This is a genomic window from Microbacterium sp. Cr-K32 (assembly GCF_000708345.1).
Taxonomy (GTDB): Bacteria; Actinomycetota; Actinomycetes; order Actinomycetales; family Microbacteriaceae; genus Microbacterium; species Microbacterium maritypicum_A.
Window position 1 is genome coordinate 279,703 of record NZ_JARD01000022.1, and the last position, 26,870, is coordinate 306,572.

Below are 26,870 nucleotides of genomic sequence, written 5' to 3' on the forward strand. Positions count from 1 at the left end.
CGGACGTCCGCTAGACGCCGACCCGACGGCCGGTGAGCCGTTCGGCACGACGATCGGAGTTCTCCAGCGCGCGCCGCTCGCGCTCGCGACGCAGAACGGTGATGCCGATCAGAACCTGCTCGGGCGGCGCCGAGGGCAGCGGTGAGACGAACGGGCTCGCCTCGGTGAGCAGATCCTGGGCGACGCGTGCCCGCGCCGCCGGGATCATGCGCGGGGCACTCTGCAGGAACTGGGAGATCCGGCGTGCGAGACGGTCGGGCAACCGGGCGACGTCGGCGATCTGCGCCCAGCCGGCCAGCGGTGAGGGAAGGACGGGGACGTGCGAGCTCAGAGCGGGTGTGCGCACGCGCTGGCTGTAGGTCCCGGCGACGAGGTCGCCCAGACGCTGCGATCGCGCGGTGAACGCGCCCGTGAGCACGGCGATCCCGCCGAAGGTCATGTAGATCTCGAGGACGCCGAGCAGCCCGCGGATGAACGCGTGACGGAAACCCGCGGCGCCGCCGTCCATGCGCACGATCCGTCCACCGACCGCGAGCTTGCCGAGGCTGCGTCCCTTCAACGCGACCTCCATCGTGATCGGGAGCACGACGAAGCTCACCACGAACGCCGAGACAACGGCGATGCGATCCGTCGTCTCATCGAGCACGCCCGCGTCCAGCAGCCAGATGCGCAGGAAGATCCACAGGATGAAGACGGCGTAGCCGAGGAGCATGTCGATCGCGGCGCCGAGCGCTCGCAGCAGGAACCCGACGGGCTGCACGTCGAGCGCGACGGCCTCGCCGGACAGGACCTCGTCGGAGACGTCGATCGGGACGGACATGAGTACAGTAAATCAGGTGGATGCCGATGCGCTGACAGATGCACGCCGCGCCGAATGGGAGCGGCTCGACCAGCTCAGTCGCGCCCGTCTCGACGGCGACGGGGTCGATGAGCTCATCGTCCGGTATCGGGCGGCCTCCGCCGATCTCGCCGAACTGAAGACGTCCGTCGGCGACTCGCCGCAGGGCGCGTACCTGTCGACGATCCTGGTCCGCGCCCGGCTGCGGCTCACCGGCGCATCCGACAGCATCCTCACCCAGACGAGCCGCTTCTTCCGGTGGCAGCTGCCCGCGGCCCTGTACCGCTTGCGTTGGACGACGCTGGTCATCGCGATCTCGTTCATCGCGGTCGCCGTCGGCACCGCCGCATGGATCGCGAGCGACCCCGCGATCGTGGCCACCCTGGGGCCGCCTGCGGCCCTCGCGCAGTATGCGGAGGAGAGTTTCACGGGCTACTACACGGAGAACCCGGCAGCGGCGTTCATGGGCATGGTCTGGACGAACAACGCCTGGATCGCCATGCAGTGCGTGCTCTTCGGCGTCACGGGGATCTGGCCGGTGTACGTGCTGGTGCAGAACGCGATGGGTCTCGGCACGACCGGGGCGATCATGGCCGTCCACGACAAAGCCGACCTCATGGTGCTGTACATCCTTCCGCACGGGATGCTCGAGATGACCTGCATCTTCGTCGCGGCCGCCGCCGGGCTGCACGTCTTCTGGGCCTGGGTCGCCCCGGGGCACCGTACGCGTGGGCAGGCGCTCGCCGAGCAGGGAAGGGCGCTGGCGACCGTCGCGATGGGTCTGGTCTTCGCGCTGTTCCTCGCCGGGCTCGTCGAGGGATTCGTGACGGGCTGGGCACTGCCCTGGCCGGTGAAGATCGGGATCGGCGCGGCCGCGCTCGCCGTGTTCCTCATCTACATGCTGGTGATCGGCGGGAGGGCGCATCGCGCGGGTGAGACCGGCGACCTCGTCGAATACGAAGCGGGCACCCCGCGCCTGGTCGTCGGCTGACGCGATCGGTTCGGCGTCAGAGTCGACCGGCGGCCTTCAGCTCGAGGTAGCGGTCGGCGATCCGCGGTGGGAGGTCTTCCGGATCGGCGGCGATCGCTTCGCCCCCGGCCCTGCGGATCGCGTCGGCGACGTTCTCCGCGTCGCGGAGAGTTCGCTCGGCGGCCGCGGCGAGATACACGTCCTCGCGGGAATCACGACGGCGCGCGAGAGCGGAGATGCCGTCGTCGGTCACGGATCCGACGAGGACCGTGGTCGCACGTGAGGCGTTCGGGAAGGCACCGAGGAAGCCACGGGCCGACTCGGCCGCGTCCTGCGCCGTCAGGGCCACGATCAGCGAGGGCCGCGTCGTGAGCGAGCGCACGGCGGCGAATGCGCCGTGCCAGTCCGTGTCGACGAGCCGCGCGTGCACGGGAGCCATGGCGTCGGTCAGAGCCGGAAGCAACGCGGCGCCGTCGACCCCGGTGACCCGACCGCGGACGACCCGGTCGTACATCAGCAGGTGCACGTGATCACCGGCACGCGAGGCGAGTGCCGCCAGCAGCAGTGCCGCCTCGAGCGCGGCATCAACGCGCGTACCGTCGCCGACACGAGCTGCCGCTGTACGTCCGGTGTCGATGATGATCACCACATGACGGTCCCGTTCCGGTCGCCAGGTGCGCAGCATCGTCGTTCCTGCGCGGGCGGTCGCCCGCCAGTCGATCGAGCGCACGTCGTCACCGCGCACGTACTCGCGCAATGAATCGAACTCGGTACCCTGACCGCGCACCTGGATGCTCGTGTTGCCATCCAGCTCGCGCAGCCGAGCGAGGCGGGACGGAAGGTGCGTGCGCGAGGAGAAGGCAGGGAGCACGCGGATCGCTCCGCGGACGGAATGCCGTGCCTGCCGGCCCGCGATGCCGAGTGGTCCGCGGGAGCGGATCATCACGAACTCGCTGGCCAGTTCCCCGCGACGGCGGGGGAGGAGCGGAATGGCGACACGGCCGCGCTCACCCGGCGGGACGACCAGGTGCTGCCGGTCCGACGGCGCCCCCGCCGTCGGCTGCCATGCGTCGCGAAGCAGGGCGTGCAGTGGCTTGGTGCCGTGGTTGTGCACGGCCACGCTCACCGGGACCGGCTCCCCGATGCGCACACGCGCGGGCACTCTGCGACTCACCGTCACCGATCGGGGGCTCGCCGCGAGCGCGACGTCGACGGCGACGAGCAGCGCGCACAGGCCGATCCAGGCGCCGAGGACCGCGTACGCCGGATAGCCCGCGAGTCCGGCGATGACGAGCGGGATGACGCCCACGGCGAGGGCGACGGCGAGGCGGCCGGTGACGAACACCTAGATCGGCACCCGGGTCTGCTGCACCACGGAGGTGAGCACCGCGTCGGCGGACACGCCTTCCATCTGCGCGTCGGGTCGCAACTGGAGGCGGTGGCGCCATACGGGCACCAGCATCGTCTGCACGTGGTCGGGCGTCACCGCGGAGGAGGCGTTGAGCCACGCCCACGCCTTCGCGGCCGCGAGCAGACCGGTCGATGCGCGCGGGCTGGCACCGAGTTCGACCGACGGAGACTGGCGGGTCGCCCGAGCGAGGTCGACGACGTAGCCGAGCACGTCGTCCGTGACCTCGACGGCGGCGGCCGCCTGCTGGGCTGCGCGGATCTCGTCGGCCGTGACCACCGCCTCCACACCGGTCAGCTCGCGCGGCGAGAAGCCCTCCGCGTGTCGACGCAGCACCGAGACCTCCGCGTCGCGTTCGGGCATGCCTACGACGAGCTTCATCAGGAAGCGGTCCAGCTGCGCCTCGGGCAGCGAGTAGGTGCCCTCGTGTTCGATCGGGTTCTGCGTCGCGGCGACGAGGAACGGGTCGGGCAGGGGGCGACTGACGCCGTCAGCGGACACCTGGCGCTCCTCCATGGCTTCCAGGAGCGCGGCCTGGGTCTTCGGCGGCGTGCGGTTGATCTCGTCCGCGAGCAGGATGTTCGTGAACACCGGGCCGGCGCGGAAGTCGAACTCGCCGGTGCGCGCGTCGTACACGAGCGAGCCGGTGACATCGCCCGGCATCAGGTCGGGAGTGAACTGGACGCGTTTGGTGTCGAGGCCGAGCGCTCGTGCGAAGGAGCGGACGACCAGCGTCTTCGCGACGCCCGGCACACCCTCGAGGAGCACATGGCCTCGGGCGAGCAGCGACACGAGCAGCCCGGTGACGGTGCCGGCCTGGCCGACCACCGCCTTGTCGACCTCGGTGCGCACCCGGTGCATGGCCTGGCGCAGTGCGGCGTCGTCGGTGGGATGGTTCTCAACGGTCACGTGTTTCCCTCTGCTTCTCGGGGATGGGTGGTCGGTTCTGATCGGTCGACGTGCGTGCTGTCGTCCACTGCGGTCTCGAGCTCGTCCAGGCGTCTGGCGAGGTCGACCAGAGCGGCGTCGTTCTCGGGGAGCGGCCCGGCGAGCAGCGCCTGGAGCGTGCCCCGGGGAATCTGCAGTCGATCAGAGGCCGCATCCGCGACCTCGTCTGCGCCTGCGTGGACGGCGAGTCCGAGCCGTCGAGCCAGTCGTCGCTGGGTTCCGTCGCGGAGCGCCTGCCCGGCGTGCGGTGCATCCGCGGCTCTGGCCGTGAGACGCGCACGTCCGTGCATCGTCTCCGACGCGCGCACGGTGACCGGCAGCGTCTCGGCGACCAGGGGACCGAACCGCTGACCGCGCCAGATCGCGGTGGCGATCCCCGCGATGATCAGCAGCAGGATCGCAGGTGTGACCCAGGGAGGCGTGAGACTGCCGAGGGTGTCGACCGGCTCGGCCTCGATGTCCGAGTCCGCGAAGCTGGGGACGTACCAGACGACGCGATCGGTCTGGCCGAGCAGCGCCAGCCCGAGGGCGGCGTTGCCGTTCTCGGCGAGATAGGCGTTGCCGAAGAGCCTGGTGCCCTCCACCACCACGCGTTCGGGCGTGGAACGGCGGTCCACGAGGACGGCGGCGCCCTCGGCATCGCCGAAGCAGGCCTGCACGCCGTCCGCCGGGGTGAACAGGCGGTCGGCGCGGATGGTCCCGACCCTCGCGAACTCGGCGACGTCGCAGTCGGGGGCCGCCGCCGGCAGTGTTCCCGTGGCGTTCTCTCCGATGCCGAGCTCGTTCAGCAGGTGCGTGCCCGTCGAGAGGAACACGACGCGCCCCGCCGGAGCGGTGAGCGTCTCCAGGGCTTCGTCGGTCAGGGTGTACGGGTTGGCCATCACGAGTGTCGTGTCTTCGTCGATCGCTGTGAGCGCCTCGGCCCGCGAGCGGCGGACGTCGACCTCGACGCCCTGATCGCGCAGGATGTCCGCGAGCGCGAGGGCGCCGCCGTCGTCTCGGGCTTCGGGGTCGAGAGCACCGCGCGCGCCGGGGGCGGTCACGGCGACACGCAGCCCGACCATGGCGACGATCAGGACCAGGACGGCGACGATCGTCCATCCGATGATCGTCTTGGCCCGGCTCGGGCGGTGTTCCGCCGTGGAAGGGGCAGCCGGAGAGGAGGCGGCGTGGTCAGGCTCGATCACGGTCATGCCGGCACCGCCTCGGGGCGGCGTGCGCGGATCCGATCATCGATGTCGACGAGATCCCGATAGGTCTCGGCGCTCGCGGTGTGCCCGAGGTAGCGGACGTCGTCGAAGGAGGAGGCTGCTCGACGCATGGCGGCTGCCTCGTCGACGAACACCGTGCTCGCCTCGCGGGCGATCGACTGCGCCGTCGCGCCCGGCGCCGGATCGATCAGATCGCGCTCCCGCAGGCTGCGCGCGATCGCCCGGTACCGGAGGATCGTCGCGGCGTCCCAGTCTCGTTCGCGGGCGGCCCGCTCGGCGTCCGATCTCAACTGCGCCGCACTGCGGTCGTCGGCCGCTCCGAGGAGGTCTCCCTGTGCCCGCCTGACGGCGCGGGAGCTGCGCGGTCTGCCCCAGATGATGAGCGCGGCGACCAGCGCGGCCGCGATGATGACGATGACGATGATGAGGGCGGACGGCCCGATGCCCGCCCCGTTGCCGGAGCTGAACAGGTCGGCGAGGAAACGGCCGATGTCACGCGCCAGGAGATCGAACCACGTGGGCTTCGCGTCGGCGTAGCGAGGGTTGGAGAGCTCTTCCTCCGCCCAGCGTCGGGCTTCGTCCCCGTCGGGGACGAACAGGTCGTCGAACGGTCGGATCATGCGGTGCCGTCTGCGCCGGGCGCGGCCCACCCGCCGTCATCGGGTGCTGCTTCGGCTGAGGGGACGCTCGGCATGGTGGATGTTCCCGATGCGGCGGTCGGCGCGGGAGGCGGCGGTGGCGGGAACGCGACGGCAGGCGGTGTCACGGGCGCCGCCGCCGGATACGGCATCGAAGGCTGTGCGGGGTGCGGCTGTGCGGGGTACGGCTGTGCGGGGTGCGGCTGTGCGGGATATGCCTGAGGCGCTCCCGGCTCTCCGAACGTCGGCTGTGCGCCGTAGGGCGGATACCCGTAGCCCTGCGACATCATGACGTGCTCCGGCACCTGGCGGGGCGGCGGTGCAGAGGTGACGGCCCGTGACGGATCGACGCGGAACGGATCTTCCTGCTGCTCGTCGGTCCAGCCGAGGTCACGGCGCTCCACGTATGCGATCAAGGTCTGGTCCAGACCCTCGTAGCGCATCCGGCAGTCGAGGTAGACGAGCGCCGATCCGGTGCTCTGGACCACGAGGGTGATCGCCTGGATGACGAGGAGCAGGATCTGCGGGGCGATCAAGGTCACGACGAAGGCGACCACCGCACTCGGGTCCTCTGCTCCTGTGGGCGCGACGACCGAGCCGAGGAGAGAGCCGAGCAGCGTGGCGGGGACGCTGACGACCTGGGCCGCGATGCCCATGATCGCGCTGATGAGGAAGGTCACACCGAACGCGACCCAGAAGCGCCCGCGGGTGAGCCTCCAGGAGCGGACGAAAGCGTCTCGGAAACGTGCACGCTCGAGGACCAGGATCGACGGTACGAGCAGCAGCTTCGTGGTGAGCCACACCGCCAGCGGGATGCAGGCGAGGACGATGACGATCACCACGAGCACGACGACGCCGACCATCTCGGCGCTCCCGCCCATGCCGCCGGCGATGAAGGCCGCGATGATGACGGCAGCGATGATGAAGATGCCGAACACGGCCGCGACGGAGAGGGAGGCGAAGCCGGCGAGTCGCCAGAACGCCGGGGCCATCCGGCGCCACAGCATCCGCAGCGTCGCCTTCACTCCGATCGCGGCATAGCCGATCTCCGCGGCGACGACGCCTTGCATCATCGCCGTGAAGGCGATCGAGGCGACACCCACGGCGAGCCCGGCGATCAGGTTCACCGCGATGGTCCCCGCCATCACCGCTTCGAAGTCCGGAGAAGAGGGAGAGACGGTCTCCAGGCGGCTGAACGTCGTGAAGAAGACGACGCCCATGACCACGGCCGTGACGACCACCACGACGAGCTGGATGACCACGGCGAAGCCGAAGAGCACCTTCGGGTTGTGCCGAAGCGCGGCGAAGGCCTTTCCCAGCAGCATTCCGAACGAGAGCGGATGAAGGGGGATGATGCCCTTCTTCGGGGCAGGCGTCCACGTCTGTCCGGTCACAGGCACTCCCTCTCCATCGTGCGCTCCCATCGTGTCATATCCCTCGCGCGGCGCGTCATATCCCGCACACGGTGCGCAGACCTGGGATCGCTGGGACTCGGTGCCATAAGGTAACTCTTATGACCTCACGTATTCTCGTGGTCGACGACGACACCGCGCTCGCCGAGATGATCGGGATCGTGCTGCGGACCGAAGGCTTCGAGCCGGTCTTCTGCGCGGACGGTGCGGGCGCCGTCGACGAGTGGCGAGCGCAGCGACCCGACCTCGTGCTGCTCGACCTCATGCTCCCCGGCATGGACGGGATCGAGATCTGCACCCGCATCCGTGCCGAGTCCGGCGTGCCGATCATCATGCTCACCGCGCGCAGCGACACCGCCGACGTCGTCCGCGGGCTCGAGGTGGGCGCCGACGACTACATGGTCAAGCCTTTCAACCCGAAGGAACTGGTCGCCCGCATCCGCACCCGGCTTCGTCCCACGCCGCAGGCCACGAGCGAGCAGCTCCGCGTCGGCGACCTCACCGTCGACGTCGATGCGCACGAGGTCCGCCGGGGCACGGCTCCGATCGCGCTCACGCCGTTGGAGTTCCAGCTTCTCGTCGCACTCGCGTCGAAGCCCCAGCAGGTGTTCTCCCGGGAGATGCTCCTGGAGCAGGTGTGGGGCTACCACTACAAGGCCGACACCCGACTGGTGAACGTGCATGTGCAGCGCCTGCGCGCGAAGGTGGAGCTCGACCCCGACAACCCGAAGATCGTCATGACGGTGCGCGGCGTGGGCTACCGCGCCGGGAGCGTCGGCTAGGAGCACGATGGCCGCGACGACAGCGACCACCGCGACGGTCGCTGTCCTGCGCGACTGGCGAGGTTGGCCGCCGATGCTCGGCATCCTGTGGCGCCGCTCCTTGCGGTTCCGCACGCTCTCGATCACCCTGCTCGCGACCTCCCTGGCGATCTTCATCACGTGCGTGACGATGGCTCTCGTCATCCAGAACGATCTCTTCATCTCCCGCAAGGACGTCGCCCTCGAAGACTCCCGCCGCGCGGTCGATCAGGCGCAGGGGATCCTGGACGTGGCCGAGGTGGGGGATGACTCCGCGGCCCTCACCGAACTGTGGAACAGCGTCCAGTCGAATCTCACCCGCACGTCGAGCACCGATCAGCTCGCCGGCTTCAAGATCGACAATGCGAACGGTGTCCGACTTAACGGCTTCGAGGCCGGGCTGAGCAGGAGCCTGCTGAGCCCGGAACTCCAGGCGCGCGTCGTGGAGTTCGACGACCGCCAGGCCTGGCAGTCGGTGGCTCTGCCCTCCCCGGACGGGGGAGAGGTTCCCGGAATCATCGTCGGGCAGCAGCTCCAGGTGCCGGAAGCCGGGGCGTTCGCGATCTACTTCGCCTACGACCTCGGCGACGCGGACCAGACCCTGGTGTTCGTGCAGCGAACGCTGTGGATCGCGGGGATCGGTCTCGTGGCGATCGTCGCCGCGATCTCCTGGATCGTCCTCCGCGCCGTCTCGACCCCGATCGTGCAGGCTGCGGAGACCAGCGCGCGACTGGCGGCGGGGGATCTCGGCGTGCGCCTCGAAGTACACGGAGAAGATGAACTCGCCACTCTCGGACGGTCGTTCAACGCGATGGCCGACAGCATCGAGTCGCAGATCAAGGAACTCGGCGAACTGTCGATGGTGCAGCAGCGGTTCGTGTCGGACGTGTCGCACGAGCTGCGGACTCCGCTGACCACCATCCGCCTCGCCGCGGACATGCTCAACGACCAGCGTGAGGAGTTCGACCCCACCACCGCCCGCACGGCCGAGTTGCTGCACGCCCAGGTGCAGCGCTTCGAGACCTTGCTGTCGGATCTGCTCGAGATCAGCCGTTATGACGCGGGATCGGTGCAGCTCGAGTTGGAGGCGACGAGCCTCACCCACCTGGCCGAGGACATCATCGAGCAGATGCGTCCGTTGGCCGAGGGGCACGGCACCGAGCTGCGGCTGGTGGCACCGGGTGGCTACTCGCCCGTCGACATGGATCCGCGTCGGGTGCGCCGGGTGCTGCGCAACCTGATCGGCAACGCGATCGAGCACGGCGAGGGACGCCCGGTGGTCGTCACCGTCGACAGCAACCAGCACGCGGTCGCCGCCGGGGTGCGGGATTTCGGCCTGGGCATGGAGCCGGCCGATGCGGAGCGTGTCTTCGATCGCTTCTGGCGCGCCGACCCTTCGCGTCAGCGCACGATCGGGGGGACGGGACTCGGGCTGTCGATCGCCCTGGGAGATGCGACCCTGCACGGCGGTACCCTCGACGTCTGGTCCGAACTCGGCGTCGGGACGAACTTCGTGCTCACGATTCCCCGACACGGTGGAGTCCTGGACGGTCCGAGCCCGATCCCGATCGAACCCCAGGAGCCCTTCGCGGAGCTCGGCGACGCGACCCAGCCGATCTCGCTGACGGACGCGCCCGCCGGCATGTTCGATGAGGAGGACTGGTCGTGACCGAGCGGAGACCGAATCGGCGGCTGCGAGGCCTCGCGCTGATACTCGTCGCAGCGCTGCTTCCCGCATGCGCGGGGTTGCCGACGAGTGGTGACGTCGCGGTCGGCCTCAAGCTGGGGGAGTCACCGCAGGACGTCGACATCCTCCCCGTGGCCTCCGGCCCGATCACCGGTGCGGGACCCGAGGAGATCGTCGAGGGCTTTCTCGAGGCCGGTATCACGACGACCGACAACTGGGACACCGCACGCGACTTCCTCGCGCCTTCGTTGCAGCGCAGCTGGAGCCCGTCGGCAGGGGTGTCGATCGACATCGGCACGGACACCAGGACCGTCACCTCTTCGGTCCCCGACGATGAGGTGGAGAGTGCGGACACCGCAGAGGTCCAGGTCACGCTCGACCTGGTCGCGAGTGTCGATGACGCCGGAGAGTACTCCGAGGCCCTCGGATCGTCCAACGTGGCATTCACGCTGCAGCGGATGGAGAACGGCGAATGGCGCATCACGCAGGCGCCGGACGGCGTGGTGATCGATGAGACGCGATTTACCAAGGTGTTCGAAGGGTATCCGTTGCAGTACTTCGACCTCGGCTGGTCGAGGCTGGTGCCCGACATGCGCTGGTTCCCGCGGCGCCAGAGCCCCGCGACGACGGTGACACGGGCGCTCATCGGCGGCGAGCCCAGCGAGTGGTTGGACCCCGCAGTGCAGAACGCTTTCCCCGCCGACGTGCAGTTGGCGCAGGACGCGGTTCCCATCGTCGGCCAGGTGGCGGATGTCGCGCTCACCCGGCCCGCCTCGGGCCTCGACGCCGCCACGCTCTCCCGGATGCGCACCCAGCTCCAGGCGACCCTCCGCGCTGCCGGCGTCGCGGTGACCGAGGTCCGGTTCACGGTGGACGGCCGCAATCTCGAGGCCGGGGTGGCGGATGTCGTCCCCCCGTCGGCCACGACGGGCACTCTCGTGCTGCAGAACGGCGCGTTCGGGCGGATCGTCGGCGATGAGATCTCGCCCATCCCCGGTATCAGCTCGGAGATCAGCGCCGTCACGCAGCCGATCGTCTCCATAGACGTCGCCGCCGATGACTCCCGCGCCGCCGTGCAGCTCGCCGATCAGCACGTCTATCTGATCGGCGAAGGCAGCCTCGACGAGCTGGACGCCCGTCCTGGTCTCATCAAGCCCTCACTCGATCCGTACGGCTACACCTGGTCGGTCCCCGCGGGAGCACCGGCGGCGGTGCAGGCGGCGGGAAGCGATGCCGTCGGGCATCAGATCGCGAAGGCATGGCCGAGCGCATCGACGATCTCTCATCTGCGGGTATCGGCAGACGGCGCCAGGGTGGCGGCCGTGGTGACCGTCGGCAAGCAGATGTGGGTGGTCGTCGCGGCGGTCGTCCGTGACGCCGCCGGCATCCCGATCGAGCTCGGCGAGTTCACGCAGCTGACCCAGCTCTCCGAGCCGGCGATGGGTTTGGTGTGGCTGGGGGCCGATCGTGTGGGTGTGCTCGCCGACCAGAGCAGCCCGCGTCTCCTCACCCAGGTGGTCGGCGGTCCGGGGTCGGCGGAGGCCGCACCGAGCAACGCCCTCTCGATCGCCGGCGCACGCACCGCATCCGGGGTGAGGATCCTCGGCTCCAACGGCGAGCTGTTCGCGCACGCGGGGTCGGCCTGGCGCGAGGTCGCCTCCGACGTCTCCGTGCTCGCGACACGCGTGGGTGAATGACCTTCCCTGCACGGAGGGGACCTGCCTTCAGCTCATTCGCGCAACGGGGATGATCGGCAACTCCGGCGGAGGTCGAGGGCGCAGAATCTTCGGATGTGGAAGACAAGGGGTCCCCGCGGCGTCGGTGCCGAGATCGCCGCATTCCTCCTCGCTGCCACGTGTGCCGGATGCGATGAGCCGGCCACGCTCCTGTGCGGGCGGTGTGAAGCGGCGCTCCGGCCCGCCCTGCAGCTCGGGCAGACCCCTCGAGGCATTCCGGTCCGAACCGCCCTCGTGTTCGATGGGGTGGCCGCGCGCTGTATCCGCCGTCTGAAGGGAGAGGGGGAGACGCTTCTCGCCCGCCCCCTCGGCGCCGCCCTGGCGGCGGTGCTCGAGCCTGTGGTCACGCCGAGCACGTGGATCGTGCCGGTCCCGACCAGGAGAAGCGCGTTTCGGCGTCGCGGATACCGCGTGCCCGAGCTCTTGATCCGTCGCGCGCACGCAGAGCCTCAGCGATTGCTCTCGCTTGCGGACCGTACCGCCGATCAGCGCGGCCTCGGTGCACGCGCACGAGAGTCCAACGTGCATGGTGCCATGCAAGCACGCCGGTCAGGTGGGGGCGCAGAGGCGGTCGTCGTCGACGACGTCGTCACGACGGGGGCGACCCTCGACGAAGCGGCACGAGCACTGGAATCGACCGGCTTCCGCGTCGTGGCGGCGGTTGCGCTCGCCGCCACGCCGCGTCGTGGCGGATTCTGATGAAGCTCATCGGGAATGCACCGGCGACACAGCGGAATGATCCCGTGACATCCGTCGGCGGGCGGACTACGGTGGGGGGACACAAGGCGACCACGGTCCGCCCTTGGCCGGGAGGACCGGGACAAGGAGGCAGCAATGGAAACAAGCATCGTTGGCGTCGGAGTGGGTATCACCGATCGCTTCCGAACCGTTGTCGAAGAGAAGATCGCCAAGATCCAGATGCTCGCGTCTCGCGCGCAACGGCTGGACGTGAAAGTCACCCATCGCGTATATCGCAACGGTCATGTCCCGGATGAGACCGTCGAGCTGACCTTGATCGGCAAGGGTCCGGTCGTCCGCGCAGAGGCGACGGATGGAGACAAGTTCGTGGCCCTCGACCTCGCGGTCGACAAGATGTCCGAGCAGCTGCGTCGCGCGAAGGAGAAGCGAGTCGACGGACGACAGCATCCGCGCGGCGCGCATTTCGAGAAGGAGAGTGGAGCGCTCGAGGGCATCGACGTCCAGCCGGCATCGGCCGACATCCTCCACGCGGTCGCGACCGGCAGCGTGCCGGTGCAGCAGACCGAAGAAGACGACTATTCGCCCGTCGTCATCCGCACGAAGAGCTTCGATGCGGAATGGATGACCGTCGAAGAGGCGGTCGACAGGATGGAGCTGGTCGGACACGACTTCTTCCTCTTCGTCGACGTCCGCACCGACCACCCGAGCGTCGTCTATCGACGCAAGGGCTGGGACTACGGTGTCATCGCGTTGAGCACTCAGGCTCCGCCGTCCGAGGCGCTCGCCTCCTGATCTGAATCGCAGAACGGCCCGATCCCGTGAGGGACCGGGCCGTTTCTGTGTCGAGCGATGCGGCGGAGACTGAATGTCAGTCGAAGATGCCGTCCAGCAGACTGCCGATCACGAGGCCACCGAGGATGCCCGAGGCGAGATCGCCGCCGCCGCCGCGCCGTCCGCCGCCGCCCCAGCCGCCACCGCCGCCCCAGTTCTGATCCTGGGGACGCGAGGAATCGATGTCGCGCTGCGCGAGCTGCAGCGCTTCGGAGGCCAGGTGCGCGACGCGACGCGCTTGGACGAGCGCCGCTTCGCGAGTGTCCTCGGCGGGGAGGAGGTCGGACAGATCGACGCGAAGGCGCTCCGCCTCGGCGAGGCGGGTGCGGGCGTCGGCACCGATCCAGCCGCGGTGTCCGGAGATGAGGCCGCGCGCCACCCCCAGCTGCCGGTCGGCATCGTCGATCGCGTGCTGCACCTGAGCGATGCTCGGGAGAGGGTTCTCGGCGCGGTGACGGGCCTGAGCGATCGCCTGGTCGAGGGCCGAGTTCGCGTCGCGCAGCTGGGACAGCTCGGCAAACGGATCGTTGGGCTGTCCGGAGGGCGTCAGCGCGCCCAGCGCGGCCTGGAGTGCGGCGACCGCCTGGGCGACGGCAGGCACGTTCGGGGCTGTCCGCGCCGCGATGAGATCGCCGCGGGAGTCGGCGACCACCTCGGCCAGGGTGGATTCGGCGCGCAGGGCCTCGATCTCGAAGTCCTCCACCGCATCGAGCAGGGCAGACGCACGGCGGGTGGCTTCCGTCGCCGTCTCGAGGGCGACGTTGGCCTCCTCGTTCTGCTTCGCCGCGCGACGGCGTTCCGACACGTCGGCGCTGTGCGTAGCGAAGCTGATGAGCTGCTCCGCCTCCGCCGCGCTGGCGGTGATCTGGTGCATGGCGGAATCGGCGTACCGGGCCGAGAGACGGGAGACGGCTTCGTTGGTCTGGGGGATGCGGGCGCTGAGCGCGGCTGCCTCGGCCCGCACCTGCGCGATGATCTCCGGGGCGCGTCGCACCTTGGCGACCGACTCGGCGAGGACGGAGGTCTTCTCGTCGAGCAGGTCCTGCGCCCAGTCGCAGAGCTGGAGGATGCGCGCGTTGCGCGTACGCAGCTCCTCGTCGGTGTCCGGGATCTCGTCGTGGTTCAGCTGGTGGAGCTGGAACGCTTCGCGCAAGTGGGTGCGCACCGCAGCGAGTGCCGTGCGCAGATCAGCGGTGAGCGACTCGCCGAGCTCGGCTTCCGCGAAGGAGAGCTCGTCGGAGGTCGTGCGGATCCGCTCGTCGGCGCTGACCAGGGCCTGCTCAGCACGTCGAGCCAGATCGGCATCCTGTGCGGCGAGTTCTTCCTGTTCGCGTTTGCGTCTGCCCCAAAATCCAGCCATGACCCGATCCTAGTTTCCCCGGGCACAGGGATGGCTGAGCATCCGCTCGGGGCGAACGGCGATCCCGTGTCGGTCCCGGCGTGCGGAGCGCGCCTGTGACGTGGGTCAGAGTGCCGGGAGGGCGTCGGACATCGCCGACACGGTCTTCGCGGGTCGCCCGCGCTTGGGGCGATCGGCGGTGAGCTCGAGCGCCATCGCATGGCGGGGATGCCCGCTGAGGCGCTGCGCGGTGTGATCGAGCCAGCGCACCTCGGCCTCCGCGGCGAAGATCATGGAGTCGGTCAGGAGGGCCCACGCGAGTCCTTCGGGATCGTCGGCGTCGCCCCGCGCTCGGCGCTCCTGCCGAAGAGCTTCCAGCTGTCGCAGGGAGGCCGATCGCTGAGCGAGGATCGCTGCGGTCGCATCGACGCCCGGAAGAGTCGCCGCGACCGCGAGCTTGATCGCGAGTTCGTCCCGGGTGCCCTGGGGGCGCACGACGGGGGAGGAGAGCCACTCGTCGACGTCGGCGATCCCGGCATCCGTGATCCGCCAGTACACGTGTCCGCGATCGTCGGCCTCGCCGCGCGACACCAGGCCGTCACGTTCGAGGCGCTCGAGGGTGTTGTAGATCTGTCCGACGTTCAACGGCCAGACCGATCCGGTGCGGCGATCGAATTCGTGGCGGAGCTGGTATCCGTAGCAGGGCCCCTGCGCGAGGATGGCGAGCAGACTCTGGCGTACTGACATCGTTCGTCCCCCGTGACCGTTCTTTGGAATGCGATACCGAGTATATGGTTGCCGGGCAACCCGACGATCCGACGCGCGGGACCGCCATGCAGGCGACGTGCAGGTCACAGCCCGGTAACATGGCGAAGTATGCCTGGCGTCGGGTTCACCGATGACCGGCGATTTACCCACTGACAGGGAGATGACATCCGTGGCCAATCCTCTTGAGAAGCTGCTGCGTGCGGGCGAAGGGCGGGTCATCCGCCGCCTGAATCAGGTCGTCAAGGCAGTGGGGGCGCTGGAAGAGGACATCTCCAAGCTCACCGACGACGAGCTGCGCAACGAGACCACGGAGCTGCGTGCTCGCTTCGAGAAGGGCGAGACGCTCGACCAGCTGATGCCCGAGGCGTTCGCCGCGGTGCGCGAGGCCGCCAAGCGCACGCTCGGAATGCGCGCGTACGACGTGCAGATCATGGGCGGCGCCGCCCTCCATCTCGGCAACATCGCCGAGATGAAGACCGGTGAGGGCAAGACGCTGGTCGCCACGCTCCCGGCCTACCTGAACGCGATCGCCGGCAAGGGCGTCCACGTCATCACGGTCAACGACTTCCTCGCCAGCTATCAGGCCGAGCTCATGGGACGCGTGTTCCGCGCGCTCGGGATGACCACCGGCATCATCGTCTCCGGTCAGACTCCCGCTGTGCGCCGCGAGCAGTACGCTGCCGACATCACCTACGGCACGAACAACGAGTTCGGCTTCGACTACCTGCGCGACAACATGGCGTGGCGCAAGGAAGACCTCGTGCAGCGCGAGCACTTCTTCGCCATCGTCGACGAGGTCGACTCGATCCTCATCGACGAGGCGCGCACGCCGCTCATCATCTCGGGTCCGTCGTCGGGCGAGGCCAACCGCTGGTTCGCCGAGTTCGCGAAGATCGCCCGCACGCTCGAAGTCGGCGAGGACTACGAGGTCGACGAGAAGAAGCGCACCGTCGGCGTGCTCGAGCCCGGTATCGAGAAGGTCGAGGACTACCTCGGCATCGACAACCTCTACGAGTCCGCGAACACCCCGCTGATCTCCTTCCTCAACAACTCGATCAAGGCGCTGGCCCTGTTCAAGAAGGACACCGACTACGTCGTCATGAACGACGAGGTCATGATCGTCGACGAGCACACCGGCCGAATCCTGGTCGGTCGTCGCTACAACGAGGGCATCCACCAGGCCATCGAGGCCAAGGAGGGCGTGCCGGTCAAGGCCGAGAACCAGACCCTCGCCACCGTCACCCTGCAGAACTACTTCCGCCTGTACGACAAGCTCGCCGGCATGACCGGTACGGCCGAGACCGAGGCCGCCGAGTTCATGTCCACGTACAAGCTCGGTGTCATCCCGATCCCGACGAACCGTCCGATGATCCGCAAGGACCAGTCCGACCTCGTCTACAAGAACGAGACGGCGAAGTTCGCACAGGTCGTCGAGGACATCGCCGAGCGTCACGCATCCGGTCAGCCGGTGCTGGTGGGAACGGTGAGCGTCGAGAAGAGCGAATACCTGTCGCGCCTGCTCGCGAAGAAGGGCGTCAAGCACGAGGTCCTCAACGCGAAGAACCACGCACGCGAGGCCGAGATCGTCGCTCGGGCCGGTCGCCTGGGAGCCGTCACCGTCGCCACGAACATGGCCGGACGAGGAACCGACATCATGCTCGGTGGTAACGCCGAGTTCCTCGCCGTCCAGGAGCTCAAGGGCAAGGGCCTCGACCCCGTGGAGACGCCCGAGGAGTACGAGGTCGCGTGGGATGAGACCTACGAGGCGATGAAGGCCGTCGTCGCGGAGGAGGCCGAGAAGGTCATCGAGGCCGGCGGCCTCTACGTGCTCGGCACCGAGCGTCACGAGTCCCGCCGCATCGACAACCAGCTCCGTGGCCGTTCCGGACGTCAGGGCGACCCCGGTGAGAGCCGCTTCTACCTGAGCCTCACCGACGACCTGATGCGTCTGTTCCAGTCGGGGGCGGCCGAGGCGATCCTCGCCCGCACGAACTTCCCGGACGACGTGCCGATCGAGTCGGGGCTCGTGTCCCGTGCGATCCGCAGCGCGCAGTCGCAAGTCGAATCCCGCAACGCGGAGATGCGCAAGAACGTCCTCAAGTACGACGACGTCCTGAACCGCCAGCGCGAGGCCATCTACGCCGACCGCCGACACATCCTCCAGGGCGATGACATCGCCGACCGGGTGCAGCACTTCATCGAAGACGCCATCAGTGGCGTCGTGAAGGATCACACCGGGGAAGGTCACAACGAGAGCTGGGACTTCGATGCTCTCTGGACCGAGCTCAAGACCCTTTACCCCGTCGGCGTGACGATCGATGAGGTGGTGGCCGAGGCCGCCGACCGCAAGGGCGGAATCGATGCCGATGGACTCACCCGTGAGCTGCTCTCCGACGCCAAGATCGCGTATGAGGCGCGCGAGGAGTCGCTCGGCGAAGCCGCCACACGTGAACTCGAGCGTCGTGTCGTGCTCCAGGTGCTCGACCGCCGCTGGCGCGACCACCTCTACGAGATGGACTACCTCAAGGACGGCATCGGCCTGCGTGCGATGGCTCAGCGCGACCCGCTCATCGAGTACCAGCGCGAGGGCTACGCGATGTTCCAGTCGATGATGGGGCAGATCAAGGAGGAGTCGGTCGGCTACCTCTACAACCTCGAGGTCGAGGTGCGTCGTGCCGGTGACTCGCAGACCGCAGAGGTCGAGGCGAAGGGCCTCGCCACGGACGGCGGCGAGCAGCGACTCGAGTACTCCGCCGCGAACGATGCGGGAGAGGTCGAGGTGCGCAACGACCGCGGTCAGGTCCAGCAGGCGGCCACCGATCGCGTACGCCAGGCGGCGGCTCGCGCGCAGGCACCGCAGACCGAGCCGGAGGAAGCGCCGCGCGGGGCTTTCGGTCAGCGCACCGATGCAGAGGCGCCCGCTGCCGGGAACCGCGAGCAGCGTCGCGCCCAGGGCAAGAAAAAGAAGTAGCGTCAGCGCAGGGAGGGCCAGTCCGCGTGGATTGGCCCTCCTTTCGTCGCTGTAGGCTTGGCCGATGACCCCAACGCGCAACTTCGACCAGTCGTCGAAGCTCAAGAACGTCCTGTACGAGATCCGCGGAAACGCCCTCGTCGAGGCGGCGCGGTTGGAAGCCGAGGGACACAAGATCCTCAAGCTGAACACGGGCAATCCGGCGATCTTCGGTTTCGACGCTCCGCACCAGATCGTGCGCGACATGCTCGCGGCGCTGCCGACGGCGCACGGCTACAGCGACAGCAAGGGCATCATCTCCGCCCGGCGTGCTGTCGTGAGCCGCTATGAGGAGATCGAGGGCTTCCCTCGATTCGACCCCGATGACGTGTATCTCGGCAACGGTGTCTCCGAGCTCATCACGATGACCATGCAGGCGCTGCTGGATGAGGGCGACGAAGTGCTCATCCCGGCGCCGGACTACCCGCTCTGGACGGCGATGACCAGCCTCGCCGGCGGGACGCCCGTGCACTACCTCTGCGACGAGGATGACGAGTGGCAGCCGGACCTCGAGGACATCCGCTCGAAGATCACGCCACGCACCAAGGCGCTCGTCATCATCAACCCGAACAACCCCACGGGCGTCGTGTACTCCCGTCAGATCCTCGAGGGGCTGGTGCAGATCGCCCGCGAGCACCAGCTGTTGCTGCTGTCGGACGAGATCTATGACCGCATCCTGTTCGATGGCGCCGTGCACATCCCGACGGCGACCCTTGCTCCCGATCTGCTGTGCCTGACCTTCAACGGCCTGTCCAAGACGTATCGGGTGGCGGGATACCGGTCGGGTTGGATGGTCATCACGGGACCACAGGACCACGCCAAGGGCTTCCTGGAGGGCATCACGCTCTTGGCGTCCACGCGACTCTGCCCGAACGTCCCGGCACAGCATGCCGTGCAGGCGGCGCTCTCCGGAGTGCAGTCGATCGAGGCGCTGATCGCTCCGACCGGTCGCCTGCACGAGCAGCGCGACATCGCATGGGAGGGGCTCGAGTCGATCCCCGGCGTCTCCTGCGTCAAGCCGCAGGGCGCCCTGTATGCATTCCCGCGGCTCGACCCGAATGTGCACGAGATCCGGGATGACGCACGGCTGGTGTACGACCTGCTGGTCTCGGAGCACATCCTGCTCGTTCAGGGCACCGGCTTCAACTGGGCGACCCCGGACCACCTCCGGCTCGTCACGCTCCCCGAACCCCGAGTGCTGAGCGAAGCCGTCGAACGACTGGGGAACTTCCTCTCGAGCTACCGGCAGTAGCGGTCTCCGCCTCGGCGGGACAGAGCGTCGTCGCCAGTCGTCTCACGGCGGCAGCGAAGGGCGAGCGGGGAGCCACATCGGTCATGGGGCGCGCATGCAGCAGCGCCGCGTCGGCCGCGCGCTGGTCGAACGGCAGGAAGACGACGTCGGTGATGCCCGCGAACCTCTCGAGCGTGCGCCGCACCTGCCCTCGCGCATCGATCCCGAGGGGCCCCGATCGCACCCGATTGACCACGACGACCACGGGAGTGCGTGCGGTGATGCGTCGCAGCTCGGCATGGTCGCGCACGAATCTGCTGATTCCGAGCGGATCGGCCGAGGCGACCGCGATGATCAGATCAGCCTCTTCCAATGTCGCCGAGGTCGCCGCGTGACGACGCGGCCCCGCGAGATCGTGCGTGACCTCGTCGTCGGCATCGAAGGCGTCGGACATATCGACGACGGTGTCCTCGATCCACTCGCGGCAGGCGGCGAACGTCGCTCTGAGGCGCGTCGCAGAGAGCTCCGGCCAACGGCTGGGACGGTTGATGCCGGGCAGCACCTCGATGTCCCCTCCGCCCGTGGAGACCGTGGTGGCGAGTCTGGTCAGTTCGGCGGAGTCGAGAGCCCCGCGCTCCGCCCGCCGGCACGCGGCGGCCACACCCGGTGAGTCGTCGCCGAGGCCGAGCAGGAGAGCGAGAGCCGGAGCGACGGTATCGGCGTCGACCAGAGCGGTCCGGCGTCCGGTGCGGGCGAGCTCGGCCGCCAGCTGGATAGCCAGCGTGGATCGCCCCGGGGCGCCATGCGGACCCCAGACGGCGATGACGCGGTGGGGGAGGATGGACGGCGGCCGCGGCGCCGCATCCGCCTCTGTCGCCAACGTCGCTGCGACCTCCCATCCCGCGGCGTCGGCGCGCAGGGCCGCGGACAGTCCGAGACGGCCCAGCAAGCGGCTGTCCGCTCCGCCGAGAGCCAGGATGCGCACGCCGGCTCGATCGCACGTGGAGATCAGTTCTGGGGTCAGCACCGCGCGCGTGGCGGGGACGATGACGGCTTCGGTGCCGGGAGGGATCTCGACGCCCGGGGCGGGCACGACGATCGAGACCACCTCGATGCCTTCCAGTCCGAGTTCCGCGGCCAGCACGCTCGCGCGGGGCTCGGGAACCGCCACGACGACAGCCGTCACGATCCGGACCCGACCGGCACGACCGAGAGGGCGGCCCCACCGGTGATCGCGGCGAGCACGTCGGCCACATCGGCGCGGTCGATCACGACTTCGAGCTGGCTTCCGGTATCGGCGAGCACGCCCTCCTGGTCGAGCACGTCGTGCACGATCACGTCGGCGACGAGGATGCGCGGGACATCGTAGGACCTGCTCTCGTCGAGGGGCGGCGCCTGCCAGATCTCCACAACCGTGCCCGCCTCGACTCCTTCCGGGATCCCGGTGCTGCTCTGGATCACGACGGTCGTGGAACGGCTGCTGTCGGCGTCGGTCAGGGCTGACGTCGGAACGAGCTCGCCGCTCTGCAGAGTGCGCGCCGCCACGCTGCCGGGACGGACGTCTTCGGGCCCGAGATAGTCGTCGGCCAACGAGCCCAGACCGACGTCGACGACCTGGAAGTCCGAGGAGGTCAGCTCCTCTCCCTGCGCGATCGTCCGCGTGGCCTGGAGGGCCGGTACTGCATGGTCTGATGCCGACACGATCAGCCAGACGCCTGCGATGGAGAGCGCTACCAGTGCGATGCCCACGAGGAAGCGGACGTCGCCCCAGAACGCACGCCGAGGAGGAGGGAGGGATGCCATGGCGATATCGTCACAGAAACGGCGTCGATGGTCCGTGAGTTATCCACAGGAGGCGATCGGACCGGAATTCTGGCTCTCCGCGGGAGAGAATGAGGACATGTCCGCCTCTCCTGTTCGCGCCTCGCGTTATCTCGCGCCGGCACAGGTGGCCGAGCTGCTGAGCATCGAGGTGGATGAGGTCATCGCGCTCGTGCATGAGGGACGACTTCGGGGAGCACAACTCGGATCGCCGCCTCGGTGGCGGGTGGAGGAGACCAGTCTCGAGGGGTATCTGGCCGAGGAGTCCGAGAACTCCCGACGGATGGCGCTGTGGCATCAGTCCCAGACCGCGAGCTTCCCCGAGGTCTGGGGCACATCATCGGCTCATCGCAACTGATCGCCGGGGGCGCGTACCGCGACCAGCGCTGAGAACGGGATGATGCGGAACCCGTGCACGGCCCCGGCGAGCCGAGCCTGGCCCGCGTCGTGCACGGCCAGATCGAGGTGATCGGCAGCGGCGCGGTCGATCGTGCCATGGACGTCGTCGCCCACCCGTGTGCTGATGTGCACCGGGACGCGTCGCCGCGCGAGGTCACGCAGCAAGAAACCGAGAGTCATCCGCTCCCGTAGCGGTATGTCAGCAGACGGCGGTGCGTCGAGACTCGCCAGGAGCATGCCGTGATCCGTCGCGACACCGCTGACGGCCGCGAGCGGAAGGAAGAGGGCGGTGGAGTCGCCGTGTGCCGCGCCAGTGCCGCGCGTGGAAACCGCGACCCAATCCGCACCGAGGCACTGCAGCGAGACCGGAATCCGTCTCCCGTTCGTGAGGTCGATCGTGGCGTCCGCACCGGTGCGGCACAGCGCGCGCAGCCGAGAGCGCAGATCCAATCGCGCGATGCGAAGCCGTTCCGACTCGGCGTCCAGCACCGCGCGCTCGGCCTCCCATTCCGATGCCAGCTGGCCTTCGAGGTCTTCGAACAGTCGGTCCCAGTGCATTCGACAGAGCGTAGGCGACACCATTCCCCGGCTGTACGAGTTATCCACATTCCTCCACCTTTTCCGCCCTCGCCCGGGCATCGCGGTGCTGTACTTGCTCACTCGCAGACCTCCCCGATCGAGAGTTCGACATGATGCCGCACGAGTACTTCGCACCCCAGCCGACACCGACCATCGAGCTGCCCGACCCTGTTCCGCTTCTGCGCAGCCTCACGCACGGCGTGCTCGAGGTACTTGCGGGTGTCAGAGAAATCGATCAGCTCGCCCGATGGTTCAGCGAAGAGGCGTTCCGCAGCCTGGTCACCCGATCGAACCTCTCCGCGCGAGCACGCAGTGCACGCGGAGTGCCTCCTGCACGTCCGACCTTCGAGATCCGCGCGCTACGAGTCACCGAGCCCCTCGACGGTGTCATCGAAGCCGTGGTGGTGGTCGCGGGTCCCGGTCGAACCCGGGCGGTCGCGGTGCGCCTGGAAGGGACGGATCGTCGCTGGCGCGCGACTTCGCTGGCGATTCTCTGAGGCATGTGACCGTAGGCTGGTCAGGTGTCAACCCTCAGCGATCTCGCCCATGCCCAGGGACTCCTGAACGACAGCGATGTCGAATGGCTCCATCGTCTCGCCGGCGACGGACAGCTCCTCGCGGACCTGGCCTCCGCCGACATCGTGATCTGGATCCAGACCGACGACGGCTCCTTCATCGCGGTCGCACACGCGCGACCGAGCGGCGCCGCGACCCTCTTCTATCGCGACATCGTCGGTGAACGGGTGCGGCCGCAGTGGCGCACGCAGGTCCAGGGCGCCTTCGAGTCCGCCGAGATCGTCGATTCCTCTTCGCCTGACTGGTTCGAAGAGACGCCCACCAGAGTGCGAGCCGTGCCGATCGTGAGCGTCCGCCGCGGCGCCGATGCCCAGTCCACCGTGATCGGAGTCGTCACCCGGCACACCAACCTCGGCGAGGTGCGCACGCCCTCCCGTCAGCAGATCACCTTCGACGAGTGCGCGAACGATCTCTTCCGCATGATCGCCGACGGAAGCTTCCCCGACCTCACCGCACCGACGTCACCGCGTCGCGGCGCCCCGCGAGCCTCCGACGGACTCATCCGCATCGACGTCGACGGGATCACCACATTCGCCAGCCCGAATGCGCTCTCCGCCTTCAACCGGATGGGTTTCGACGACGAGCTCGAGGGGGAGTCGCTCGCCGAGGTCACCACTCGGCTGGTGCCGCCTTCCCGACAGGTAGACGAGTCTCTGCCCGTCGTCGTCACCGGACGCGCGCCCTGGCGCACCGATATCGAGGCGCGCGGGGTGACGGTGTCGCTGCGCGCCATTCCGCTGAAGGACCACGGTACCCGGATCGGGGCGATCGTCCTCTGTCGCGATGTGTCGGAGCTGCGCCATCAGGAGCAGGAGCTCATCACCAAGGATGCGACGATCCGCGAGATCCACCACCGGGTGAAGAACAATCTGCAGACGGTGGCCTCCCTGCTGCGGATCCAGGCACGTCGTACGCATTCCGACGAGGCGCGGGACGCGCTCACGCAGGCCATGCGCCGCGTGGATGCCATCGCCGTCGTGCATGACACGCTCGCTCAGGGACTCACGCAGAAGGTCGATTTCGATGAGGTCTTCCACCGCGTGCTCAAGCTCGTCGCCGAGGTCGCCTCTGCGCCCAACACGCGCGCACGCACACAGTCGACCGGACGCTTCGGAGTGCTGCCGAGCGAGTATGCGACTCCGCTCGCACTCGCGCTGACGGAGGTCGTGACCAACGCGGTGGAGCATGGTCTCGCCGGGCAGGAGGGCGTCGTGACGATCGACGCCAAGCGCACCGAGGAGAATCTCCGCGTGACGGTGCGGGACACCGGACTAGGCCTGCCGGAGGGGCGGATCGGCCAGGGGCTCGGCACTCAGATCATCCGCACCCTCATCCAGGGCGAACTCGGTGGAACGATCGAATGGCACGGGAGCGACGGAGAAGGCACCGAGGTGGTCATCGACATCCCGCTGCGCTGGCTCGAGAGGTGAGCACGGCCGCTCCCGAACAGACGGAAGCGGCCTGAGAGTCGATCTCAGGCCGCTTCCGGACGATCAGGAGGCGCGGCGGGCGCGGGCGGCGCGACGCTTCAGAGCGCGGCGCTCGTCTTCGGAGAGACCGCCCCACACGCCCGAGTCCTGGCTGGTCTCCAGGGCGTACTGCAGGCAGATCTCGGTGACGGTGCAGGTGGCGCACACAGTCTTCGCCTTCTCGATCTGATCGACGGCCGGGCCGGTGTTCCCCACGGGGAAGAAAAGCTCGGGGTCGACAGTCAGGCAGGCGGCCTTATCGCGCCAGTCCATGGGGGCTCCTCGGTGTGGATTTCAAGAGATGTCGCGATGCGACCTCTCGGATTCGGGTAGTAGTTCGGGTTCCGCTACCCTGTTGAGATGCGGACGGAATGCCCGCGAATTGTGATGCGAGCGTGAACGCTCGCCCCACGCCGCTGTGGGAGCACATGACTTTCTCTATTCTGTTACATGAAAACCGTGAAATCAAGGGTTTTCTCCTCTTTCGATCCTTGGGAGACACCGTGCGCGCACCCGGAATCGCCCTCGCAGCTGCGGCGGTCCTCGCCCTCGAGGCGGTGGCTCTCCTGGTCTTCGCCGTGATCGAGCTCGCCGGCCTCGGTGCGGGCGACGCGGCCTCGCTGCCGACGGCGCTGGCACTCATCGTGCTCACGCTGATCGGTGCCGCAGCCCTCGTCGCGTTCGCCGTCGGCACACGCGTGGGCAAGTCGTGGGCGCGGTCCGGGGGAGTGGTCTTCCAGGTGCTCGCCGTGGCTCTCGCGCTGGCGTCTCTCACGCTGCAGCCGATCGCGTGGACATTCACCCTCGGTGTCGGGCTTCCCGGGCTGGTCGGATTCGTCCTGCTGATCTCGAGCGCGCGTCTGGAAGGCCCGCAGCGCGCTGCCGAGTGACCTCAGCGCCGTGCGGGCCGCGGGGCCCATCGGCCTCGGATCGAAAGTCGCGGCTCAGGCGTCGATGCCGAGCTGCTTGCGCAGTCGTGCGACGTGGCCGGTGGCCTTGACGTTGTACTGCGCGAGAGCGATCTTGCCCTCTTCGTCGAGCACGAAGGTCGAGCGGATAACGCCCTCGATGCGCTTGCCGTAATTCATCTTCTCGCCCCACGCGCCGTACGCCGTGTGCACCGCGTGGTCGGGATCGCTCAGGAGCGGGAAGGTCAGCCCGTCGCGCTCGCGGAACTTCGTCAGCGTGGCGGGTTCGTCGCGCGAGATGCCGATCACCCGATAGCCGGCGCCCTGGAGCGAGGAGATGCTGTCGCGGAAGTCGCAGGCCTCGGTGGTGCATCCGGGGGTCATCGCCGCCGGATAGAAGTACAGCACGGTCTTCTGGCTGCGCAGGTCGTCCAGACGGACGGTGTTCCCGTCCTGGTCGAGGAGGGAGAAGTCGGGGGCGGCGGTTCCGGGTTCGAGGCGCTGAGTCACGTGTCCAGCCTAACGGCCGGGCGCCTGCTCCGCCTTGTCCGCGAAGGTCTGCAGGAGCCGCTGCAGGGAGTCGAGCCGCGCTCGACCGGTCTCGCCCAGTTCGCCGCTCTCCGCGGCCTCGATGAGGGCGCAGTCGGGGGCGTCGGCGAGGTGGGTGCAGCCGCGAGGGCAGTTCTCGGCGATCGCGGCGAGCTCGGTGAACGCCGCAAGGATGTTCGCGGGATCGACGTGTCCGAGACCGAACGAGCGCACGCCGGGGGTGTCGATGACCCAGCCGGTCCCGCGGGGACCTTCGTAGCGCAGCGACACCGTCGACGACGAGGTGTGCCGCCCGCGTCCGGTGACCTGATTCACGTGGCCGGTGGCGCGCAGCGCCGTCGGGACGAGCGCGTTGACGAGCGTGGACTTGCCCACCCCGGAGTGGCCGACGAAGACGGTGGAGTGTCCGACGAGGGATTCGCCGATCTCGTCAACGGGCATCCGATCCTGCGCACTGGTGAACACCCGCAGGTCGAGCCCGTCGAAGTGCGTGAGGAACTCGGTGGGATCCGCGATGTCGGTCTTGGTGACGACGAGGAGTGGGCGGATGCCGGCATCCAGCGCGGCCACGAGATAGCGGTCGACGAGTCGGGCGCGGGGCTCGGGGTCGGCAGCCGCGACCACGACGAGCATCTGATCGGCGTTGGCGACGATCACGCGCTCGACCTGGTCGGTGTCGTCGGCACTGCGTCGCAGCAACGAGGTGCGGTCGATGATGCCGACGATGCGGGCGAGGGTGCCTTCGTCTCCCGATGTGTCGCCCACGACTCGTGCCTGATCGCCGGTGACGATCGGCATACGTCGCAGCTCCCTGGCGCGCGTGGTGGTGATCATGCGCTCCTCGGCGGTGTCCTCGCCGAGGAGGACGGAGTACCTGCCGCGGTCGACGCCGAGCACTCGACCCACCTGCGCATCCTCGTGCGCTGGGCGACGTTTGGTGCGCGGGCGGTTCGCCTTCGGGTTGGGGCGCGTCCGGATGCTGCTCTCGTCGAAGTCCTCGAAGTCGTCTTCGAGGTCGTCGGCGTCGTCGAGCCAGCTCATCC

General features: G+C 68.7%; 26 protein-coding genes. 12 read left to right on the top strand and 14 right to left on the bottom strand.

The genetic code is table 11. The annotated features are described in order from the left end of the window. Positions 1 to 10: 10 nt before the first annotated feature. The gene (locus tag GZ64_RS0112145; RefSeq protein WP_029258258.1) at positions 11 to 820 is read right to left on the bottom strand and encodes an RDD family protein; all 810 of its coding nucleotides are present in this window, start codon (positions 818 to 820) and stop codon (positions 11 to 13) included. A 16-nt stretch (positions 821 to 836) separates the two neighbouring features. On the opposite strand from GZ64_RS0112145, the gene GZ64_RS0112150 reads away from it, so the two are divergent. Continuing rightward, the gene (locus GZ64_RS0112150) at positions 837 to 1,829 is read left to right on the top strand and encodes a stage II sporulation protein M (protein ID WP_021199838.1); all 993 of its coding nucleotides are present in this window, start codon (positions 837 to 839) and stop codon (positions 1,827 to 1,829) included. A 16-nt stretch (positions 1,830 to 1,845) separates the two neighbouring features. Here GZ64_RS0112150 and GZ64_RS0112155 read toward each other — a convergent pair whose 3' ends face one another. From GZ64_RS0112155 to GZ64_RS0112175, 5 genes are read right to left on the bottom strand one after another with little or no spacing between them, the layout of a single operon-like run. Next, positions 1,846 to 3,153, bottom strand: coding sequence for a DUF58 domain-containing protein (locus GZ64_RS0112155; RefSeq protein ID WP_029266801.1), 1,308 nt, complete (start codon positions 3,151 to 3,153; stop codon positions 1,846 to 1,848). Next, positions 3,154 to 4,077: an AAA family ATPase gene (locus tag GZ64_RS0112160; protein ID WP_208323723.1), complete on the bottom strand. Its 924-nt coding sequence runs from the start codon at positions 4,075 to 4,077 to the stop codon at positions 3,154 to 3,156. It abuts the gene before it with no gap. Positions 4,078 to 4,121: 44 nt separating this feature from the next. Continuing rightward, complete coding sequence (locus GZ64_RS0112165; protein WP_051668011.1) at positions 4,122 to 5,357, bottom strand: DUF4350 domain-containing protein; 1,236 nt, start codon at positions 5,355 to 5,357, stop codon at positions 4,122 to 4,124. Then, entirely contained in the window at positions 5,354 to 5,995 is a 642-nt protein-coding gene (locus GZ64_RS0112170; RefSeq protein WP_029258253.1) for a DUF4129 domain-containing protein, read from the bottom strand. The genes GZ64_RS0112165 and GZ64_RS0112170 overlap by 4 nt, the downstream gene beginning before the upstream one ends. Beyond that, positions 5,992 to 7,407, bottom strand: a complete 1,416-nt coding sequence (locus GZ64_RS0112175; protein ID WP_029266803.1) for a hypothetical protein — start codon at positions 7,405 to 7,407, stop codon at positions 5,992 to 5,994. Before GZ64_RS0112175 ends, GZ64_RS0112170 begins: the two co-directional genes overlap by 4 nt. A gap of 119 nt (positions 7,408 to 7,526) precedes the next feature. Between GZ64_RS0112175 and mtrA the strand changes: the two genes are divergently transcribed. The 5 genes from mtrA to hpf all read left to right on the top strand — a co-directional run bounded on the left by mtrA (position 7,527) and on the right by hpf (position 13,139). Continuing rightward, positions 7,527 to 8,207, top strand: a complete 681-nt coding sequence (gene mtrA, locus GZ64_RS0112180) for an MtrAB system response regulator MtrA (RefSeq protein ID WP_029266804.1) — start codon at positions 7,527 to 7,529, stop codon at positions 8,205 to 8,207. A 7-nt stretch (positions 8,208 to 8,214) separates the two neighbouring features. After that, a complete protein-coding gene (gene mtrB, locus GZ64_RS0112185) occupies positions 8,215 to 9,894 on the top strand; it encodes an MtrAB system histidine kinase MtrB (protein WP_036331452.1) in 1,680 nt (559 codons plus the stop codon). Then, on the top strand, positions 9,891 to 11,609 hold the full coding sequence (locus tag GZ64_RS0112190; protein WP_051668012.1) for an LpqB family beta-propeller domain-containing protein: 1,719 nt from the start codon (positions 9,891 to 9,893) through the stop codon (positions 11,607 to 11,609). Before mtrB ends, GZ64_RS0112190 begins: the two co-directional genes overlap by 4 nt. Positions 11,610 to 11,702: 93 nt before the next feature. Continuing rightward, positions 11,703 to 12,347, top strand: coding sequence for a ComF family protein (locus GZ64_RS0112195; RefSeq protein WP_029266816.1), 645 nt, complete (start codon positions 11,703 to 11,705; stop codon positions 12,345 to 12,347). A 135-nt stretch (positions 12,348 to 12,482) separates the two neighbouring features. Further along, positions 12,483 to 13,139 (top strand): ribosome hibernation-promoting factor, HPF/YfiA family, encoded by a 657-nt coding sequence (hpf, locus tag GZ64_RS0112200; protein ID WP_029258249.1) that lies wholly within the window; start codon positions 12,483 to 12,485, stop codon positions 13,137 to 13,139. Between the two features lie 76 nt (positions 13,140 to 13,215). On the opposite strand, the gene GZ64_RS0112205 is transcribed toward hpf, so the two are convergent. Further along, positions 13,216 to 14,538 (bottom strand): hypothetical protein, encoded by a 1,323-nt coding sequence (locus tag GZ64_RS0112205; protein ID WP_029266818.1) that lies wholly within the window; start codon positions 14,536 to 14,538, stop codon positions 13,216 to 13,218. A gap of 105 nt (positions 14,539 to 14,643) precedes the next feature. Then, positions 14,644 to 15,264 carry a PadR family transcriptional regulator gene (locus tag GZ64_RS0112210; RefSeq protein ID WP_021199850.1) on the bottom strand — a complete coding sequence of 207 codons (621 nt, stop codon included), beginning with the start codon at positions 15,262 to 15,264 and terminating at the stop codon, positions 14,644 to 14,646. Between the two features lie 190 nt (positions 15,265 to 15,454). Here GZ64_RS0112210 and secA point away from each other — a divergent pair, with 190 nt between their 5' ends. Then, positions 15,455 to 18,256, top strand: coding sequence for a preprotein translocase subunit SecA (gene secA, locus GZ64_RS0112215; RefSeq protein WP_029258246.1), 2,802 nt, complete (start codon positions 15,455 to 15,457; stop codon positions 18,254 to 18,256). 64 nt (positions 18,257 to 18,320) lie between these two features. After that, positions 18,321 to 19,547, top strand: coding sequence for a pyridoxal phosphate-dependent aminotransferase (locus GZ64_RS0112220; RefSeq protein ID WP_021199852.1), 1,227 nt, complete (start codon positions 18,321 to 18,323; stop codon positions 19,545 to 19,547). Here GZ64_RS0112220 and GZ64_RS0112225 read toward each other — a convergent pair. Next, complete coding sequence (locus tag GZ64_RS0112225; RefSeq protein WP_051668014.1) at positions 19,471 to 20,712, bottom strand: AAA family ATPase; 1,242 nt, start codon at positions 20,710 to 20,712, stop codon at positions 19,471 to 19,473. The two genes, GZ64_RS0112220 and GZ64_RS0112225, sit on opposite strands and share 77 nt — an antisense overlap. Then, a complete protein-coding gene (locus GZ64_RS0112230) occupies positions 20,709 to 21,329 on the bottom strand; it encodes an SAF domain-containing protein (protein ID WP_029266822.1) in 621 nt (206 codons plus the stop codon). Before GZ64_RS0112230 ends, GZ64_RS0112225 begins: the two co-directional genes overlap by 4 nt. 97 nt (positions 21,330 to 21,426) lie before the next feature. Here GZ64_RS0112230 and GZ64_RS0112235 point away from each other — a divergent pair, with 97 nt between their 5' ends. Next, on the top strand, positions 21,427 to 21,705 hold the full coding sequence (locus tag GZ64_RS0112235; protein WP_029258242.1) for a helix-turn-helix domain-containing protein: 279 nt from the start codon (positions 21,427 to 21,429) through the stop codon (positions 21,703 to 21,705). Here GZ64_RS0112235 and GZ64_RS0112240 read toward each other — a convergent pair. Beyond that, entirely contained in the window at positions 21,693 to 22,304 is a 612-nt protein-coding gene (locus GZ64_RS0112240; protein WP_029266824.1) for a hypothetical protein, read from the bottom strand. The genes GZ64_RS0112235 and GZ64_RS0112240 overlap by 13 nt on opposite strands. A gap of 131 nt (positions 22,305 to 22,435) precedes the next feature. On the opposite strand from GZ64_RS0112240, the gene GZ64_RS0112245 reads away from it, so the two are divergent. Both GZ64_RS0112245 and GZ64_RS0112250 read left to right on the top strand, forming a co-directional pair. Beyond that, positions 22,436 to 22,822 carry an Rv3235 family protein gene (locus GZ64_RS0112245; RefSeq protein WP_021199857.1) on the top strand — a complete coding sequence of 129 codons (387 nt, stop codon included), beginning with the start codon at positions 22,436 to 22,438 and terminating at the stop codon, positions 22,820 to 22,822. 24 nt (positions 22,823 to 22,846) lie between these two features. Continuing rightward, positions 22,847 to 24,331, top strand: coding sequence for a sensor histidine kinase (locus tag GZ64_RS0112250; protein WP_029266826.1), 1,485 nt, complete (start codon positions 22,847 to 22,849; stop codon positions 24,329 to 24,331). A gap of 63 nt (positions 24,332 to 24,394) precedes the next feature. Here the strand turns inward: GZ64_RS0112250 and GZ64_RS0112255 are convergent, their stop codons facing one another. Beyond that, entirely contained in the window at positions 24,395 to 24,643 is a 249-nt protein-coding gene (locus GZ64_RS0112255) for a WhiB family transcriptional regulator (protein WP_017203224.1), read from the bottom strand. Positions 24,644 to 24,873: 230 nt separating this feature from the next. On the opposite strand from GZ64_RS0112255, the gene GZ64_RS0112260 reads away from it, so the two are divergent. After that, a complete protein-coding gene (locus GZ64_RS0112260; RefSeq protein ID WP_029258238.1) occupies positions 24,874 to 25,260 on the top strand; it encodes a hypothetical protein in 387 nt (128 codons plus the stop codon). 54 nt (positions 25,261 to 25,314) lie between these two features. On the opposite strand, the gene bcp is transcribed toward GZ64_RS0112260, so the two are convergent. Together bcp and rsgA are read right to left on the bottom strand one after the other, a co-directional pair. Then, complete coding sequence (gene bcp, locus GZ64_RS0112265; protein WP_029266830.1) at positions 25,315 to 25,788, bottom strand: thioredoxin-dependent thiol peroxidase; 474 nt, start codon at positions 25,786 to 25,788, stop codon at positions 25,315 to 25,317. Positions 25,789 to 25,797: 9 nt separating this feature from the next. Then, positions 25,798 to 26,868 (bottom strand): ribosome small subunit-dependent GTPase A, encoded by a 1,071-nt coding sequence (gene rsgA, locus GZ64_RS0112270; RefSeq protein ID WP_029266832.1) that lies wholly within the window; start codon positions 26,866 to 26,868, stop codon positions 25,798 to 25,800. Positions 26,869 to 26,870: the final 2 nt, after the last annotated feature.

Bases quoted from the DNA above. Each gene is read 5' to 3' on its own strand.
- GZ64_RS0112230 (WP_029266822.1), bottom strand. From the start codon at position 21,329: ATGGCATCCCTCCCTCCTCCTCGGCGTGCGTTCTGGGGCGACGTCCGC.
- GZ64_RS0112220 (WP_021199852.1), top strand. From the start codon at position 18,321: ATGACCCCAACGCGCAACTTCGACCAGTCGTCGAAGCTCAAGAACGTC.
- GZ64_RS0112210 (WP_021199850.1), bottom strand. From the start codon at position 15,264: ATGTCAGTACGCCAGAGTCTGCTCGCCATCCTCGCGCAGGGGCCCTGC.
- GZ64_RS0112205 (WP_029266818.1), bottom strand. From the start codon at position 14,538: ATGGCTGGATTTTGGGGCAGACGCAAACGCGAACAGGAAGAACTCGCC.
- hpf (WP_029258249.1), top strand. From the start codon at position 12,483: ATGGAAACAAGCATCGTTGGCGTCGGAGTGGGTATCACCGATCGCTTC.
- mtrA (WP_029266804.1), top strand. From the start codon at position 7,527: ATGACCTCACGTATTCTCGTGGTCGACGACGACACCGCGCTCGCCGAG.
- rsgA (WP_029266832.1), bottom strand. From the start codon at position 26,868: ATGAGCTGGCTCGACGACGCCGACGACCTCGAAGACGACTTCGAGGAC.
- GZ64_RS0112145 (WP_029258258.1), bottom strand. From the start codon at position 820: ATGTCCGTCCCGATCGACGTCTCCGACGAGGTCCTGTCCGGCGAGGCC.
- GZ64_RS0112240 (WP_029266824.1), bottom strand. From the start codon at position 22,304: ATGCACTGGGACCGACTGTTCGAAGACCTCGAAGGCCAGCTGGCATCG.
- GZ64_RS0112235 (WP_029258242.1), top strand. From the start codon at position 21,427: ATGTCCGCCTCTCCTGTTCGCGCCTCGCGTTATCTCGCGCCGGCACAG.
- GZ64_RS0112195 (WP_029266816.1), top strand. From the start codon at position 11,703: ATGTGGAAGACAAGGGGTCCCCGCGGCGTCGGTGCCGAGATCGCCGCA.
- GZ64_RS0112245 (WP_021199857.1), top strand. From the start codon at position 22,436: ATGATGCCGCACGAGTACTTCGCACCCCAGCCGACACCGACCATCGAG.
- GZ64_RS0112160 (WP_208323723.1), bottom strand. From the start codon at position 4,077: ATGCACCGGGTGCGCACCGAGGTCGACAAGGCGGTGGTCGGCCAGGCC.
- GZ64_RS0112255 (WP_017203224.1), bottom strand. From the start codon at position 24,643: ATGGACTGGCGCGATAAGGCCGCCTGCCTGACTGTCGACCCCGAGCTT.
- GZ64_RS0112170 (WP_029258253.1), bottom strand. From the start codon at position 5,995: ATGATCCGACCGTTCGACGACCTGTTCGTCCCCGACGGGGACGAAGCC.
- GZ64_RS0112165 (WP_051668011.1), bottom strand. From the start codon at position 5,357: ATGACCGTGATCGAGCCTGACCACGCCGCCTCCTCTCCGGCTGCCCCT.
- mtrB (WP_036331452.1), top strand. From the start codon at position 8,215: ATGGCCGCGACGACAGCGACCACCGCGACGGTCGCTGTCCTGCGCGAC.